Origin of the sequence: Brachyspira innocens ATCC 29796, assembly GCF_000384655.1 — a bacterium.
Taxonomy (GTDB): Bacteria; Spirochaetota; Brachyspiria; order Brachyspirales; family Brachyspiraceae; genus Brachyspira; species Brachyspira innocens.
Genome location: NZ_ARQI01000070.1, coordinates 1 through 15746 on the forward strand (window position 1 = coordinate 1; position 15746 = coordinate 15746).

The following is a 15746-nucleotide window of genomic DNA, read 5'->3' on the forward strand; positions in this document are numbered from 1 at the left end:
TCTTTCAAATTTTTATTTTTTTTCAAGTTGAACGGTGTTAGTATTTCTACAGAGCGAAAGGTCTTCATATTGGCATTAATCATTATAGAATTGATAAAGTCCAAAAGTATATTTTCGCTGCTTCCCTTATCAGTAAATAGATATCTTATAAAATAATCATTCAAAGGATTAAAATATTTTATTTGTTTAGTATTTAATTTATTTTTCATAAATATATTATACTAAAATAAGAATAAATTGTCAAAGTTTGATTAACTAATTTAGAAATGCTAAAGTATAATTTTATGTTTAAAAAAGAGATGCTTTATAAAAAACATCTCTATTTAAAAAATATTAAAAATCAAACAATCAATTAATTTTTTTCATTAATATAAGAAAGCAAGCTCTCGTACTGAGCTTTCATATTAGCAGGAACTTTACGGTCATCAATCAATTTTTCTAAATATTTTTTAGGTTCGTCTTTTTCTCCAGCCAATGCCATAATTACAACTTTATAATAATGAGCCACATAAACTTCTTCTGATTTAGGATAATTTTTTATTATATTATCAAAATACTCATTTGCTTTTTCATAATCTCTTTTCTGTGCCCTTATAAGTCCGAAACCAAGCAAATATTTAGCCATAGCTTCATTAGATATAGCTTTTCTATCCATTAAGACATCATATATTTTTTTTGCCTCTTCTTCGTTTCCAGATTCTAAATACAAATCAAGCTTTTCCAAACTAGGTTCTTTACTTGCTAAAACTATATTAATTTTGTTTAGCTTTTCTATAGCATTTTTCATATAAGGTACAAACTTTTCTCCTTCAACATATCCGCCTATGTTTTCTAATACAAAACCATCAGCACTTATAAATAATATTGTAGGAAAACCCTGAACTCCGTATCTCTGAGCTATCTCAGCACCTTCTTTTGAAGTTTCTGGATTTAATTTTACAGATACCATTTTTTTAGCCATATCTATAACTTCTTTATTGGCATAAGTATTTTTATCAAGCTCCTTACACCAAGTACACCAATCAGTATAAACATCTATCATTATTGGAAGATTTTTTTCTTTTGCTTTCTTCATTGCAGAAGCTAAATCTTTCTCCCATTTTATTTCAGCATTAGCTTTAGAGCAGGCTATAACAGATAATACAGTTATTAATACAACTAATATTTTTTTATTCATAATTAGACTCCGTTTATTAATTTTATTATTAAATATTTTTTAATATTATTCGCTTAAATTAAAATAATCTATTAAATTTATATATTGTTCTTTTATATCTTCAGGCACTTCATTAGTAAGATTTTCTATATATTTTATTCCTTCATTAGTTTGCCCATTATTAACTATCATATCAAGTGCTTTATAGTAATGTGCTATATAAACTTCCTTTTGATTATTATATTTATCAATGATTTCATTAAAATATCTCATACCATTTTCATAATCATCATTATCTAAAAGCATAACAGCAATTTTTGACATGTATTTAGTTATATTATCTTCAGGTATTTTATTTTCTTTAATTAGAATATCGTACATATCTGAAGCCTCTTTAGCATATCCCGAATCTATATATATATCAAGTTTTTCTATGCTAGGTGTTTCATCTTTGAAAGCATTTTTTATATTTTCTTCTTTTTGTTTTATGCCTTTCATTTCATTTATTAATTCATCACTTTCTATATACCCGATTATTCTTTTTATAACAAAACCATCACTGTTCATAAAAAGCATTGTAGGAAATCCGGGTATATTGTATTTTTTTAAAAAATCATCTCCATTGCTTGATTTTTCTGGATTAAATTTTAATGTTATGAAATTTGTAGTATAATCTGATACTTCTTTATTTTTAAATGTAGTTTTATCCATTTCCTTGCATGCACCGCACCAATCGGTATAAATATCCATCATTATTGGCTTATTTTCAGATTTTGATTTTTCTATAGCCTTATCAAAATCATTTTCCCAATTTATTTTATTAGAGCATGATACAAGCATAATAAAACACAGTATTATCATGTATAGTTTATTCATCATGTTTCCTTAAAATATGTTTTAATAATAAAACAATTAAAAACTATAAAAGTAAACAATCCTTTTTAATTATTATTAAGATACGGATGTAGTTTTAAGCAAATATGCTACATATGATATATATATAATTAAAAATATTATTCCTTTAACTTTTCCTAAACTTTTTCCTTTAATTGTAAATAAAAGAAGCAAAAGCCCAGCAAATACCATAATAGAGAAGTCCATTAAATAATCCTGAGTATTGCTTAATATTATACCACCGAATTTTAATGAAGCCATAGATGATATACCTAAAACGCCGCCAACATTAAATATATTGCTTCCTACTATATTTCCTATAGATATATCAGCTTCTTTCTTTATAGCCGCTATAACACTTGTAACAAGTTCTGGTATGCTCGTTCCTACAGCTACAACTATAAAACCTATTATATGTTCGCTTAAGAAATTTCTAAATATTCCAGTAACTCCTTTAATAAATACATCAGAACCAAATGCAAGTGCTAATATTGCAATTATTATTTTAAATATAGCCCTTGATATAGAATGTGTTTTAGTTGATGATGATACCTCTTTTTCAAAAGCTGCTAATTCATCTTTATCTTTTGATATTACACTATATAGATAATAAACGTATATGCATAATAAAATTAAAAGTATAATACCTTCTACTATAGATATTTTATCCCCGCTTAATCTTTTTGTCTCTATATTAAAAAGCATTAATCCTAAAGCTATATACATTATGAACATAGAGATCATAGAAACATAATACGACTTCTTTCCAGCAGACATATTCATAAATAAAGCAGAAACACCAAGTACAAATACCACATTAAATATATTACTTCCTATAACATTACCAACAGCAATTGCACTCTCTCCTCTCAAAGCTCCAAATAAACTTACAAAAAGCTCTGGCATAGATGTACCCATAGCAACCACTGTAAGCCCTATAACTATAGGCGGTATTTTTAATCTGTTTGCCACCATAACGCTGCCGTCTACAATATATGTTCCGCCCAGATACAATAATAATATACCAGCAGCCGTAAAAACTATGTTTAATAAAATATTTTCCATAAATTAATCCGTATTTTTATTTATATTATTTATTATTATCTGTTTTGTTATCATCAGAAATTTCATTATTATTTATTTCATTATCTGTTTTTTCTTCACTGTTATTAACTTTATTTTCTGCATTATTATTTTCTGTTGTTTCTGATGAGTTATTATCAATATTATCTGTTTTATTTTTTTTGCTTAAAGCTGATACAATAAACACTATAATACATATAATCAATATTAATATCACCAATGCAGTTGAAAGCCATAATGGAGATAATACCCATACCCAATTCCAAGTAACTGCTTTGAATAATTTTAATATTACAAATATTATTCCTAAAAAAGCAAAAAAAGCAACAGCAACATTTAATATAGGAAGTTTATTTTCTTTTACTGCTATTTCAGTGCTTTCATTATTATCATTATTTGCATTGTTTTGATTTTCTGTGCTTTCATTTTTATTATCTTTCTGTTTTTTGAAAAATACAGCATTAAAAGAAATAGAAAATATTATAAGTATTACCTCTAACAATACTATACTTAATACCGCATACCAATTTAGATCAATCAATACTTTTGAGAGTTTTAATAATACAAGAACTATTATAAAAACAGGCAAAAGTCTTAAAGAGAAGCTCGTTAAACTATTGATAAGATGCAAGATTGCCATTGTGAAAACATTTTTTATTTTTCCCATAATTTCATTCCTATAAAAATAATATGTATATTACTAATAATATATATTATTTTTATTAAATTTAAACAGTCTTTACAATAATTAATGAATATTTTTTATTATTTTACAGTATAAAAAATAACGGCATGAGAAAAATATCCCATGCCGCAATTATGAATTTATTTAGGGTTATTCGGATTTTATCTGCATAACTAATACTTTAAAAGCCTCTATAGCCTTTAAAGAATGCGGAGCATTGGCTGGAATTGTTATTGACTTTTCAGATGAAACTTCAAATTTTTCTCCGTCAATTGTTATTTCTGCTTTACCTTCAAGTACAGTAACTAAAACATCTCCTGTGCTTGAGTGTGTAGGTATTTCTAATGATTTATCCGCAGATACTATTTTTATTACTAAACTTTTTCTATCAACTAATGATAATGCTGATATAGAATTAGGTTTTATTTCTGCCAAGTCTTTTAATGCTGTAACTTTTTTATAATCTATATTATCAATGAATTTTTGCATTTATTCTCCTTTTATAATTCTCATTTAGCTTTGTTTATATTATCTAACATTTATATATAAAAATCAGTTGCCATAGCAACAATATATAATTTTTTATAAAATAATTTTAAATTAATATTTATTATTTTAAGAAAAACTTATTAATATACTCATATAAAAATATTGCAAGCACTATAAAAGGAAGTATATAACTTATATAAAACCTTAATTGACGAGGGAATTTAATGCCCTCTCCAGTATTTGCTTCTTTTATAAAATTTTCAAAGCCCCAGCCGAAATCTCTTGTACAGAAAAATAATGTTACCAAAGCACCTAAAGGAAGAATATTATTGCTTACTATAAAATCAAGCAAATCCATTATAACAGTATTTTCTCCTAAAGGATTAATATTTGATAATATGTTAAAACCTAATGTTGTAGGAAGACTTAATATAAATAATGATATAAATAAAATAACAGAAGTTTTTTTTCTTGTAAGTTTAAATTTATCCATAATAAAAGAATATATATTTTCTAATACTCCTATTATAGTTGTAAGAGCTGCCATAGCCAAAAATAAGAAAAATAAAGCTCCCCATAATCTTCCTAAAGGCATAGAGTTAAATATATTAGGCAGTGTAACAAAAGCAAGCCCAGCACCTTCTCCCGGATTTACATTAAAAGCAAAACAGGCTGGGAAAACTACAAGACCTGCAAATAAGGCTACTATTGTATCTAATGCTATTATTATTAATGCCTCTCCTGTAAGGGATTGTTTTTTGTCTATATAGCTTCCAAATATTGCCATTCCTCCTTGTCCTACACTTAAAGAAAAAAATGCCTGACCAATAGCTGCATAAAAAATTCCTATAAAACCTGTTAAACCGTTTCCAAATAATTTATTTAAATCTGGAACTAAATAAAATTTTAAACCTTCAACAGCACCTTTTAAAGTAAGTGAACGTATTATAAGAAGTATTAAAAGCCCAAATAGAGATATCATCATAAACTTACTTGCCCTTTCAACTCCTTTCTCTAAGCCAAAAGAACAGATAATAATACCAATAAGAAGACTAATACCCATCCATAATGTTAAAGTAGGGGCACTCGCTAAAACACTATTAAAAAAATTTCCTACTTCATTAGCATTAAGATTTTCAAATTTTCCAGAAAGCATAAAATAAAAATATGATAAGCACCATCCGCATATAGTAGTATAAAAGAGCATAAGTATGACATTTCCAAGTATCTGTATATATCCTATTTTATGCCAATTATGACCTTTTTTCTCTAATCTTTCAAAAGATGTTGCTATATCATGTCCTCCAGCTCTTCCCACAGCAAATTCCATTACCATAGGAGCAACACCCAAAATAATTATAGATATAATGTATAGTATTACAAAAGCACCCCCTCCGTATTGTCCAGTGATATATGGAAATCTCCAAACATTACCCATTCCAACAGCACAGCCTGCAGATACCAGTATAAAGCCGAATCTGCTTCCTAGTTTTTCTCTTTCTTTCATATACTATACGCTCCGATTTTTTATGAAAATTATACTATATATTATAAATTAATAAAACTTATAAATAAAAATTACTTTATATTTTTAATAATAAACAATTATTTAATAAAATAAATAAAAATAATTCATTTTGTAAAAAATATTTTATATTACTTATAAAAAATCTTAATGCTATTGACGAAACTATAAAGTAAAAATTTAATTAACACATTTTTTAAGAATATTATCAGGGGTATTCTATGTATAAAGATGAATTAAATGCTGTATGCAATGCTTCAATATCAAAATCGAATTTGATTAATAATAATATTTTAGGATATTTTGTATCTTCAATGCTTGCTGGGATATATGTAGGTCTTGGAATACTTCTTATATTTTCTATAGGCGGATTACTTGGTGATTTTAAGGGTACTAAAATAATAATGGGGGTATCTTTCGGTATAGCTTTAAGCTCTGTAATAATTGCAGGTGCTGAATTATTTACTGGTAATAACTTGATTATGACTATAGGAGTTTTAAATAAAAAAACATCATTAACTAATCTTATTAAAGTTTGGATTGTAAGTTATATAGGCAATTTAATAGGTGCTGTATTGGTATCTGTTTTATTTTATTTAACTGGTCTTGCAGGAGGAGATATAGGAAGTTTTATAGCGAATACCTCTTTAACAAAAATGACTTTAAGTCCTCATACATTATTATTTAGAGGAATATTATGCAATACTTTGGTATGTTTGGCAGTTTGGTGCAGTTTCAGATGCAAGTCTGACAGCGGAAAACTAATAATGATATTTTGGTGTTTATTTGCTTTTATAACAAGCGGATACGAACACAGCATAGCGAACATGACTATTATGGCTGTAGGATTATTAACAAATTCTGAGCCTAATCTCACCATATACGGATATTTTTATAATTTATTATTTGTTACAATAGGCAATATTATAGGCGGTGTATTTTTAATAGCTCTGCCTTATAATATTATAGCAAAAAATTAAATAAGTATATTGTATATATCTTCTATTTTTACTATATTGCTTTTATTTTCTATTTCATAAACATCTGTTTCTATTAATAAAGTTTTAAGATACGGTATTTTTATAATGTCGCTGTCTCTGTCTCCTATCATAAAAGATGAAGTTAAATCTATATTATATTTTTTTGATGCAATAAGATGCATTCCCGCCTCTGGTTTTCTAAGTACAGATAATATATTATATGGTTTAACATGACCTTTAATATGATAAGGACAATAATAAAAATCATCTATTAGGGCACCGCACTTTTTATATTCTTCATAAATATAATTATGTACTTTATTAACGTCTTCATTTGTATAATAATTGTATGACACACCTGCCTGATTGGTTGTTACTATTGTTATATAGCCTTTTTTGTTTGCATATTTTACTACATCTATAAACTCTTTTTTTATTTTTACCCTGTCAGTAGTTCCTATATATCCTACATCATGCATTAATACGCCGTCTCTATCTAAAAATAATGCTTTGTTAATTTTTTTAGTGTTATCTGCAAAATATGCTGGAATACCGTATAATTTATTTTTATTGAATGCATTTTCTATTTTTATCTTAATATCTGAAGCGGAACTATCATATTTATATATTTTATTATTATAAACGGCAAAGTTATTGAATGAATATCCAGATAAAGGATTAGTTATATCGTTTCTTATTACTTTATAGTTTTTGTCTATTGTGTATAGTTTATTATCATTGTCTGTATTAAAGTCTAATGCTATTAAGAGAGCGTTTTTTTCTAAAGTATTATAGAAGTTTATAAAGAAATTTTCTATATTATTATTATTATTATTCATAGTGTGTAAAATCCAAAAATCAACAATAAAATATAGTTTAATATAAAATATAGTTTTTATCAATAAATATATACAAATATGTCCTGATATCATAATTGATTTTTTTTATTTATGGTATATATTATTTATGCGAATTTACGGAGATTTTTTTAATGAATAAAATTGCAATTAATAATAATGATAAATTTATAAAAGTATTAAAATATTTGCTTATATCTGTATTATCAACTATTCCTTTGTCTATTTATATACTAACATTATCAAATATGGATAGAAGTTATATATTTCCAATATTTTTAAATAGCCATTTATTCATTGGATTTTATTTATTTTGTTTTACTATTCTTTTTCATATTAATTCCATAAATAAAAAAGTTATTTCAATCACATTTTTATCATTTTTACTTATAAGTCTTATAGCAGTTTTTTCAAATATTTCTTTCAATTATGTATATATGCCGCCTGTAAATTCTCCAGATTATCAGATATTACTTAATAGGGCAGTATTTTTTAATATAATATTTTTTATACTTATAATGCTTTCATATAATTCATTCGATGCTTTAAATACTGATAAAATTGCAGATTTTTTTACTGTATTTGGGGATATATTTTTATGGTTTATAATAATTAATGCAGCAAGCAGTACAGTTTTATTTATATTATTTAATGTGCTTATTGTAGTAGGTTTTTCTGTTGTATCATTATTTGCATCTTCTTCAGACATTGGATTTATGATAGCTAAATTAGTGATATGCCTATTTATATTTTTATATGGTTTTGTTCCATTTATAGCCTATTTAATATATGTAAAAACTAAGTCTGTTATATCAGTATATGTTTCAAGGGCATTTTTAGTTATCAATTTATTTGCTTTATTTATAATGATATTTTTTATGCTTCCCTATGAATCAAGACCATACAGTAATAGATTAGTTTACATAATATATAATATTCTTTTGGCATTTACTGTAATGAATTTACAGTTTGTGAGAATGGATAAAAAAACAAATATATTTACAAAGGCAATGTATGTAATACTCCCAATATTTGCATTAGTTTTTGATATATTAACTATGACAGCATCTATATACAGAATAGTTAATTATGGGCTTACTCCAAATAAATTAACTTTAATAATTTTAAATATAATATTTTTCATACATTTAATATTTATTTCTCTAAATACTATTAAATCTTTTATAAACTCATTTCAAAACAGAGAAGATAATAATACATTAAACATTGTTATAAATAGTAAACCTATTATATTTGTTTATGTTTATTTTATATTTTCTTTATTTGTATGTTTTGTAATGCCTATTATTTATATTAATTAAGTTTTATATATTTAATTGCCAGCCTTCATCATTATGATATATCATAAGTTTTGTCATACCGCCGTCTACAGTAATATTTTCTGCATTTATAAAATCATTGTTGCCAATAAACCAAGCAGTACTTGCAATATCATAAGTATTTCCTACTTTTGCACTTGGATGCTGAAGTATATCTTCTTTGCTGAACTTTGCATTTTCATCGGTATTTATCCAGCCCGGGCTAATCGAGTTTACACGCACTTTATGAGATAAACTTACTGCCATAGCATGAGTTAAAGCTATAATTGCACCTTTTGCGGCACTGTAGCTTTCGCTGTCTTTTTGCGACATAAATGCTCTTGTTGAAGCTATATTTATAATGCATGATTTTTCATTAAAATGATTAATGAAGTTTTTTGTAATCTCATAAGGGGCAGCTGCTCCTATTTTTAGTATTTCCAAAAAATCATCATAACTGCAACTACTTAAAAGTCCTTTATTTGAATAGCAGGCATTATTTATTAAATAATCTATATTTCCGAATTTTTCTATTACTTTGTCAGTGAATGATTTTATAGATTTTTCATTGTCTATATTATCATTTATAAATAGGCATTCTCTTCCTAGTGATTTTATTTGTATACATAGTTTATTTCCGTTTTCATTATCTTTATCAATGAAAGCTATATCGCATCCTTTTTCAGCAAATAGCAATGCAGTTTCTTTTCCTATGCCGTTTGAAGCACCTGTTATAACGCATACTTTATTTTTCATTTTAATTTCCTTTTTATTTTAAATATATCTAAATAACTATAATTTGTCAAAAATGAAGTTACATTTTTTTAATATATGGGGCTTTGCCCTTACGAAGTACACAGAGTGACCACACTGTGTGCTACTCAGTCCCACAGTTCTTTTAGACGCATGTCCGTATGCGACCGAATGAAGTACCGTTAGGTATGGCGTGCTATAAGGCAAAGCCCGCTTTCATCAGGACTATACGCTGTACGCCTTGCTCTGCGTGCCGTAGGCAAGATGTAGCCTAAATTTCAGGTATTACAATACATTTAATACATATATCTAAAATATAAAGTTATAATAATTGCACTTTTTGCAACTTTTTGCGGCGGGAAAAAGTTGATAATTATGTATAATGTGCATTAATTGACAAAATAAAATTGTTTAGGTATATACTAAAAACGATTCTTAAAAGTCAAAAATCAAGTTTGCTGATGAAACATTGCTGTAATAGAGCAGTCAGTACATATCTCTATAAACAAAGTGCCCTCTGAGCAATTATCAATACTATCCCAATGAATCTGCATTAAATATCTCATCTTTTTGCCACAGTTTGGACATTTCATATACTCCCAATCCTGAACCCAATTGGCAAATCCGCCTATCGTATTTAAAGTATCATCGAATGCCCCATAAAATAAAGGCACTTCATGTTTTGAAAGTATATAATTATTGTTTTGCATATTTATAAGCTCTTCTTCTATATAGTTTTCTTCAGCAGGATAATAATTTTCGGACTCCTTATCAAAAGTAAGTATTTCGCTTCCTCCTTTTAAATCATATTTTGAATAAGTAGTATTATAAGTTACACAGTTAGGACAACATGAAGCCTTTATTATGCCATCAACCCCTATAAATTTAAGTCTTTCATCTCTGCCGTCAATAATAGCAATGTCAATGTTTCTGCATCCGCATTCTGGACAATTATCATCTCTCAATGAAGCTATTATAATAGGGCTTTCATCTTTTTCTTCTTTGTTTTTAGCCTTTTCTAAATAATAACATTTATCAAAATTAAGAATCTGTCTTTTTTTATCTTTATCAAAAGTCCATCCTGCACACTCCGCATATATAGAAGGATCAACATAAAGTTTTTTTCTCCATTCTCTTGGATTCATTTCAAAATCGTATAAGCAGTCAAGTGCAACATCATCTCCCTGCATAGCCAAACATGATAATAAATTAGCTCCTTCAGAATAATCTTTAGTTGCTTTTATTCTTTTTATAAGTTCATCTCTTATTTCTTCACTGGCTTTATAATAAAATACTTCTGGATAATAAATTTTCTTTTCTAATGCTTTTTTAGCTATATCTTTTAAGTCAATATTTCTATATGCAATCAAATCATAAATGTAAATACCATTTAATAATTCTTTATCAACATCTTTTTCTTTTAAATCTTTTACATATTTGCTTATTATTTCTTTTATCTCATCATCAGTTAAAGCAAGAGTTTTATTTCTTTCTTCTTCTGCCTTACATTTGAAGCATAAACCTTTATAACCCAATTCTATTCCGCATTTATCACATTTATGTTCAAGCATATGTTCTGCTCCTTATTTATTTTATGAAACAAGTATAATTTATACAGTATTTTTTGTTATAGCTGGATTATAAAATTTATAATAATATTGTCAAGTGATATAAAAAAATATTATAATTTTTATTATTACTTGACTGTTATATGATTATTATATATTATATGACTATTATATCATAAGGAATTTTTTATGGCTACAACTCATGTATTGATAGTAGATGATAATACATTTAAATATCATTTGGAATATTTATTTATAGGTACAGGTTCAAAAGATAATGATTATATTTTGAATAATCCTGAAGCCACAGAAAAGCCATCTACAGAAAGACTTCTTGTATCAATGTTAGCTGATTTGAGTAGAGTTAAAATTGGAGATTATGTTATATTTTATTTACAGCAAAAAGATGATAGAGAAGGTAAGTTTTATGGTATATTTAAAATATCAAGTTTACCTTTTATAGATAATAAAGGAGAGTATTTATTTAGTTGTTTGAATAAAAAATTAACATTTAGAGCATTAATAGAGCCATATGAAATATATCCTGAAGGAGTTACAGAATGGGAGGCTTTAGACGATATTAAAAGTATACAATCTCCTCATCAAATGTTATGGTCACTAATATACAGAAAATTAAAGGGTAATAGAGGCAATACAATGATTACCATTTATGAAACAGAAAGATTGTTTTTTCTAATTAGGAATAAAAATAATAATAATTTTTTAGATAATAATTCGGGTTTTACTTTTTATGAAGGAAATATAGTCAATTGTGATATGAAACAATATTTAGGAAAAAGAGAATCAATAGATATAATAGATAGATTATTATATAAATATAATAAAAGATTGGCATTTGAAGTACATCTTCAATCTTATATATTACAACATTTAATTAATGACAATGATTTTTTATATAATATATTACCAAAAGAATATATTGAAAATTACGTAATAGAATGGATAGGAAATGAAGTTTCTTGTGGTGTTGGTATGCAGCGTATAGATATAATGATTTCGTTAATTAATAAAAATGATAATACTAAAAGGATTATTATTCCTATAGAATTGAAAGATGAAGAAATAGATTATAAAAAAATTACAAAACAATTAGAAAGATATATAAATTGGATTTCTCAATATTACATACCAAATAGAATTAGTTTAATAAAACCTATAATAATAGGTAAATATATAAAAAATGATGATGAATTAAATAGATTATTAAATGCATTAAAGAAATTTAATAAGATAACAGATAAGAATTGTTTTGATGTTGGGTATGTAGAATTTAGTATTAAAAAAGGAATTGAATTTAAAGAGGTTAAATATTAATGAACTATATAGGAAGTAAATTATCATTATTAGATTTTTTATATAAATCTATTAATTCTGTAATAGATAAAAACTGCACTGTATTCTGTGATTTATTTGCAGGTACTGGTATTGTGGGAAGATATTTTAAATCTAAAAACTTTTCTATTATATCTAATGATATTCAGTATTATAGTTATGTTATAAATAAGCATTATATAGAAAATCATAAATATTTATATTTTAAAAATCTTAATGATGAGATAGAAGATTTAAAATGTGCTGATATTAAAGAAAAACATTTAATTGTATGTGAATATTTAAATAATATACCTTATAAAGAGGGATTTATTTATAATAATTATTCTTTTGGAGGAACTAAAAATAAAGAGTATCAAAGAATATATTTTTCAGATGAAAATGCTTTAAAATGCGATGCTATTAGAATGAAAATAGAAGAGTGGTTTCAAAATAATAAGATTAATGAAAATGAGTATTATTTTCTTCTTACAAGTCTTCTTGAAAATATAGATAAATGTGCCAATACTGCATCTGTGTATGGAGCATTTTTAAAAAAAATAAAAAATACTGCTTCAAAAACTTTTAATTATTATCCAGCAAATTTTTTTATTAATGATATAGAGCATAAAGTATATAATAAAGATGCCAATGAATTAATTGAAACTATTGATACGGATATTTTATATATTGACCCGCCTTATAATAGAAGACAGTATTCTGATAATTATCATATGCTTGAAACAATAGCAAAATATGATAATCCAGAGATAAAAGGCAAAACAGGTCTTAGAAATGACAGAATAAAATCTTTATACTGCAGTAAAAATGATGTTTATAATATATTTGAAGATTTAATAAATAAAGCAAAGTCCAAATATATATTTGTAAGCTATAATAACGAGGGTTTATTATCATTAGAGGATATAAAAACTATAATGTCAAATAAGGGCGAATATGGAGTATTTGTCAAAGAGTATAACAGATTTAAAGCTGACAGCAAAAGAAATAATTCAGCATCATCAACTTTTGAATATCTTCATTACTGTATTGTAAAATAATATTATCTTATCTGTTTTATTAATTTGCATATAAGCTCTGCCTCACTTTTTTGTAGTGTAGGGTATATAGGAAGCGATATGCTTTTTAAATATGCATTTTCAGTATTCGGATAATTTTCATTAGGTAAATTAAGATACTGATGCAGAGGCTTAAATACAGGTCTTGCAGCTTCTACATTATGACGCTCAAACATTTTTATAACATCGTATATATTCATATTTCCGTTTAGCATGCATACATATCTATAATATGAAGGGCTTTCACTATCATGAGTAGATAATTTCATCAAATTACTTTCAAGTATTGCATTATCATAAAATGAAGCAATATCTGCCCTTACTTCAACCATTCTCTCAAGATGTTTAAGCTCTTCTATACCGATAGAAGCCTGAAGGTCGGTTGCACAGTAATTGAATCTTTTAATAAAATTATCTTTTTTGTCATAATGTATTATATCTCTTACAGCGTCCATTCCCTTTTTCTTTGTAAGTATCATACCTCCAGCACCGCCTGAAGTAATCATTCTTGTTGCAGAGAGTGAGAAGTAGGCAAAATCTCCAAAACTTCCAAGTAAAGTATCTCTGTATTTTCCCCCAAGACTATGAGAAGCGTCTTCTATAATAGGTACTTTTATATCGGCAAGCTCATCAATCAAAGCACAGTTGCCAAACATATGAGAAACTATAATAGCTTTTGTTTTTTCATTAATAGCTTCTATAACATTATCCATAGATATTTGAAAGCTGTCTTCGTCTATGTCTATAAGTACGGGTGTTGCTTTTAGATTTGTAACCACTTGAAGAGGTGAGGCATTAAGAAAAGAAGACATTATAACTTCATCACCTTCTCCTATATTAAGATGTCTTAATATAAGCTCTAATGCCGATGTTCCGCTATTAACGAATATAGCAGTAAAACCTTTTCCAAAATAATTAGCGAAAGTTCTTTCAAATTCGTATATTATATCACCTGTTGCAAGGTTATCGCTAATCATTACTCTTAAAGCAGATTCTAAGTCTTTTTTTCTTATAGTAGGTCTTGAATGTCTAATCAATTTATTTCCCCGTAATTATAATGTTATAAATGATGATATCATAAAATATATTATTTTCAATATTTATAAATTAAAGTTATATAAATAAAGCTTTAATTTTATTATATATTTTTTAATTGCATTTTTTTATATATTAGTTATTATATTAAGAATGAATTATTTGTCGGATAAAAATATATGAAAGAGTTTCTTAAAAATAATTATATAAAATTAATGCTTATATTTATAATTATTTTTTCATTTGTTCTTAATATTGTATTATCATTTCGTATAATTCCTATAAGAAGTACTTACGATGATTTTCAGCATTTTTATGATATGTACATATGGTATGAAAAAAAAGAACTTCCAGTAACAAGTACTAGATTTGAATTGTCTGATACTTATGAAGATGAGTTTAAAACTCCAAGAGTACCGGGCGGAGCTTATTATATATTCTATATTTTATGTTATAAATTTGGTAATGAGAATCTATATGCAGCTAAGATTATAAATTATTTTTTTAGTCTTTTTATCATATCATTGTTTTTATTTTGGCTTTATAAAAGATTAGGACTTTTTGTTTGTTCTTTTATGTCTCCTCTTATTTTACTTAATGGCTATTTAGTAAAATCTATGACAAATTTTTGGAATCCTAATATATCATTAATTTTTAGTTTTATATTTTTTATTCTTCTTTATGAATATATATATATATATATATATATAGTAGAAACTTTGATAAAAAAGCTATTATACCATCTATTTTTATTTTTCCAGTATTGGCAATTATAGCACAAGGACATTTTGCTTCATTTTTTTCTGTTGTACCTACTATGATATTTTATTTAATTCTTACTTATAGAAATACAATTAAATATTTGAAATATTGGATTTTAGGAGTTTTTTTATCATTTTTAGAGTATCTTCCTTATCTAATTTCAGAAATTAATAATGGATTTTATAATACTAAATTAATGTTTTCAAAAGGGCCAGATACAGGGAAAATT

General features: G+C 25.8%; 15 protein-coding genes and 1 pseudogene. 5 read left to right on the plus strand and 11 right to left on the minus strand.

The genetic code is table 11. The annotated features are described in order from the left end of the window. The 7 genes and pseudogenes from F811_RS15420 to F811_RS0102035 form a co-directional block, all read right to left on the minus strand. A pseudogene (locus tag F811_RS15420) lies at positions 1–209 on the minus strand (PD-(D/E)XK nuclease family transposase); the annotation flags it as partial. Positions 210–352: 143 nt separating this feature from the next. After that, positions 353–1177: a thioredoxin family protein gene (locus tag F811_RS0102010; protein WP_020003625.1), complete on the minus strand. Its 825-nt coding sequence runs from the start codon at positions 1175–1177 to the stop codon at positions 353–355. Positions 1178–1222: 45 nt separating this feature from the next. Next, positions 1223–2032 carry a thioredoxin family protein gene (locus tag F811_RS0102015; RefSeq protein WP_020003626.1) on the minus strand — a complete coding sequence of 270 codons (810 nt, stop codon included), beginning with the start codon at positions 2030–2032 and terminating at the stop codon, positions 1223–1225. A 75-nt stretch (positions 2033–2107) separates the two neighbouring features. Further along, positions 2108–3115, minus strand: a complete 1008-nt coding sequence (locus F811_RS0102020) for a calcium/sodium antiporter (RefSeq protein ID WP_020003627.1) — start codon at positions 3113–3115, stop codon at positions 2108–2110. Between the two features lie 25 nt (positions 3116–3140). Further along, complete coding sequence (locus F811_RS0102025) at positions 3141–3800, minus strand: hypothetical protein (RefSeq protein ID WP_020003628.1); 660 nt, start codon at positions 3798–3800, stop codon at positions 3141–3143. 168 nt (positions 3801–3968) lie between these two features. After that, on the minus strand, positions 3969–4307 hold the full coding sequence (locus tag F811_RS0102030; protein WP_020003629.1) for a cupin domain-containing protein: 339 nt from the start codon (positions 4305–4307) through the stop codon (positions 3969–3971). A 121-nt stretch (positions 4308–4428) separates the two neighbouring features. Continuing rightward, complete coding sequence (locus tag F811_RS0102035) at positions 4429–5814, minus strand: sodium-dependent transporter (RefSeq protein ID WP_020003630.1); 1386 nt, start codon at positions 5812–5814, stop codon at positions 4429–4431. A 239-nt stretch (positions 5815–6053) separates the two neighbouring features. Between F811_RS0102035 and F811_RS0102040 the strand changes: the two genes are divergently transcribed. After that, on the plus strand, positions 6054–6812 hold the full coding sequence (locus tag F811_RS0102040; protein ID WP_020003631.1) for a formate/nitrite transporter family protein: 759 nt from the start codon (positions 6054–6056) through the stop codon (positions 6810–6812). Here F811_RS0102040 and F811_RS0102045 read toward each other — a convergent pair. Then, entirely contained in the window at positions 6809–7651 is an 843-nt protein-coding gene (locus F811_RS0102045; protein WP_020003632.1) for a D-glycero-alpha-D-manno-heptose-1,7-bisphosphate 7-phosphatase, read from the minus strand. The two genes, F811_RS0102040 and F811_RS0102045, sit on opposite strands and share 4 nt — an antisense overlap. A gap of 152 nt (positions 7652–7803) precedes the next feature. Between F811_RS0102045 and F811_RS0102050 the strand changes: the two genes are divergently transcribed. Further along, positions 7804–8991: a hypothetical protein gene (locus tag F811_RS0102050; protein ID WP_020003633.1), complete on the plus strand. Its 1188-nt coding sequence runs from the start codon at positions 7804–7806 to the stop codon at positions 8989–8991. A 3-nt stretch (positions 8992–8994) separates the two neighbouring features. Here the strand turns inward: F811_RS0102050 and F811_RS0102055 are convergent, their stop codons facing one another. Both F811_RS0102055 and F811_RS0102060 read right to left on the minus strand, forming a co-directional pair. Further along, complete coding sequence (locus F811_RS0102055) at positions 8995–9744, minus strand: SDR family oxidoreductase (protein WP_020003634.1); 750 nt, start codon at positions 9742–9744, stop codon at positions 8995–8997. 446 nt (positions 9745–10190) lie between these two features. Continuing rightward, positions 10191–11312 (minus strand): hypothetical protein, encoded by a 1122-nt coding sequence (locus tag F811_RS0102060; RefSeq protein ID WP_020003635.1) that lies wholly within the window; start codon positions 11310–11312, stop codon positions 10191–10193. Between the two features lie 186 nt (positions 11313–11498). On the opposite strand from F811_RS0102060, the gene F811_RS0102065 reads away from it, so the two are divergent. Beyond that, entirely contained in the window at positions 11499–12644 is a 1146-nt protein-coding gene (locus F811_RS0102065; protein WP_020003636.1) for an EVE domain-containing protein, read from the plus strand. Next, positions 12644–13702, plus strand: coding sequence for a DNA adenine methylase (locus F811_RS0102070; RefSeq protein ID WP_020003637.1), 1059 nt, complete (start codon positions 12644–12646; stop codon positions 13700–13702). Before F811_RS0102065 ends, F811_RS0102070 begins: the two co-directional genes overlap by 1 nt. A 2-nt stretch (positions 13703–13704) precedes the next feature. Here the strand turns inward: F811_RS0102070 and F811_RS0102075 are convergent, their stop codons facing one another. Beyond that, complete coding sequence (locus F811_RS0102075) at positions 13705–14757, minus strand: DegT/DnrJ/EryC1/StrS family aminotransferase (RefSeq protein ID WP_020003638.1); 1053 nt, start codon at positions 14755–14757, stop codon at positions 13705–13707. A gap of 177 nt (positions 14758–14934) precedes the next feature. Between F811_RS0102075 and F811_RS15945 the strand changes: the two genes are divergently transcribed. Continuing rightward, a complete protein-coding gene (locus F811_RS15945; protein WP_026364318.1) occupies positions 14935–15531 on the plus strand; it encodes a hypothetical protein in 597 nt (198 codons plus the stop codon). Positions 15532–15746: the final 215 nt, after the last annotated feature.

What these genes read in the sequence shown, in the direction of transcription:
- F811_RS0102010 (WP_020003625.1), bottom strand. Translation starts at nt 1,177, where the DNA reads ATGAATAAAAAAATATTAGTTGTATTAATAACTGTATTATCTGTTATA.
- F811_RS0102015 (WP_020003626.1), bottom strand. Translation starts at nt 2,032, where the DNA reads ATGAATAAACTATACATGATAATACTGTGTTTTATTATGCTTGTATCA.
- F811_RS0102020 (WP_020003627.1), bottom strand. Translation starts at nt 3,115, where the DNA reads ATGGAAAATATTTTATTAAACATAGTTTTTACGGCTGCTGGTATATTA.
- F811_RS0102025 (WP_020003628.1), bottom strand. Translation starts at nt 3,800, where the DNA reads ATGGGAAAAATAAAAAATGTTTTCACAATGGCAATCTTGCATCTTATC.
- F811_RS0102030 (WP_020003629.1), bottom strand. Translation starts at nt 4,307, where the DNA reads ATGCAAAAATTCATTGATAATATAGATTATAAAAAAGTTACAGCATTA.
- F811_RS0102035 (WP_020003630.1), bottom strand. Translation starts at nt 5,814, where the DNA reads ATGAAAGAAAGAGAAAAACTAGGAAGCAGATTCGGCTTTATACTGGTA.
- F811_RS0102040 (WP_020003631.1), top strand. Translation starts at nt 6,054, where the DNA reads ATGTATAAAGATGAATTAAATGCTGTATGCAATGCTTCAATATCAAAA.
- F811_RS0102045 (WP_020003632.1), bottom strand. Translation starts at nt 7,651, where the DNA reads ATGAATAATAATAATAATAATATAGAAAATTTCTTTATAAACTTCTAT.
- F811_RS0102050 (WP_020003633.1), top strand. Translation starts at nt 7,804, where the DNA reads ATGAATAAAATTGCAATTAATAATAATGATAAATTTATAAAAGTATTA.
- F811_RS0102055 (WP_020003634.1), bottom strand. Translation starts at nt 9,744, where the DNA reads ATGAAAAATAAAGTATGCGTTATAACAGGTGCTTCAAACGGCATAGGA.
- F811_RS0102060 (WP_020003635.1), bottom strand. Translation starts at nt 11,312, where the DNA reads ATGCTTGAACATAAATGTGATAAATGCGGAATAGAATTGGGTTATAAA.
- F811_RS0102065 (WP_020003636.1), top strand. Translation starts at nt 11,499, where the DNA reads ATGGCTACAACTCATGTATTGATAGTAGATGATAATACATTTAAATAT.
- F811_RS0102070 (WP_020003637.1), top strand. Translation starts at nt 12,644, where the DNA reads ATGAACTATATAGGAAGTAAATTATCATTATTAGATTTTTTATATAAA.
- F811_RS15945 (WP_026364318.1), top strand. Translation starts at nt 14,935, where the DNA reads ATGAAAGAGTTTCTTAAAAATAATTATATAAAATTAATGCTTATATTT.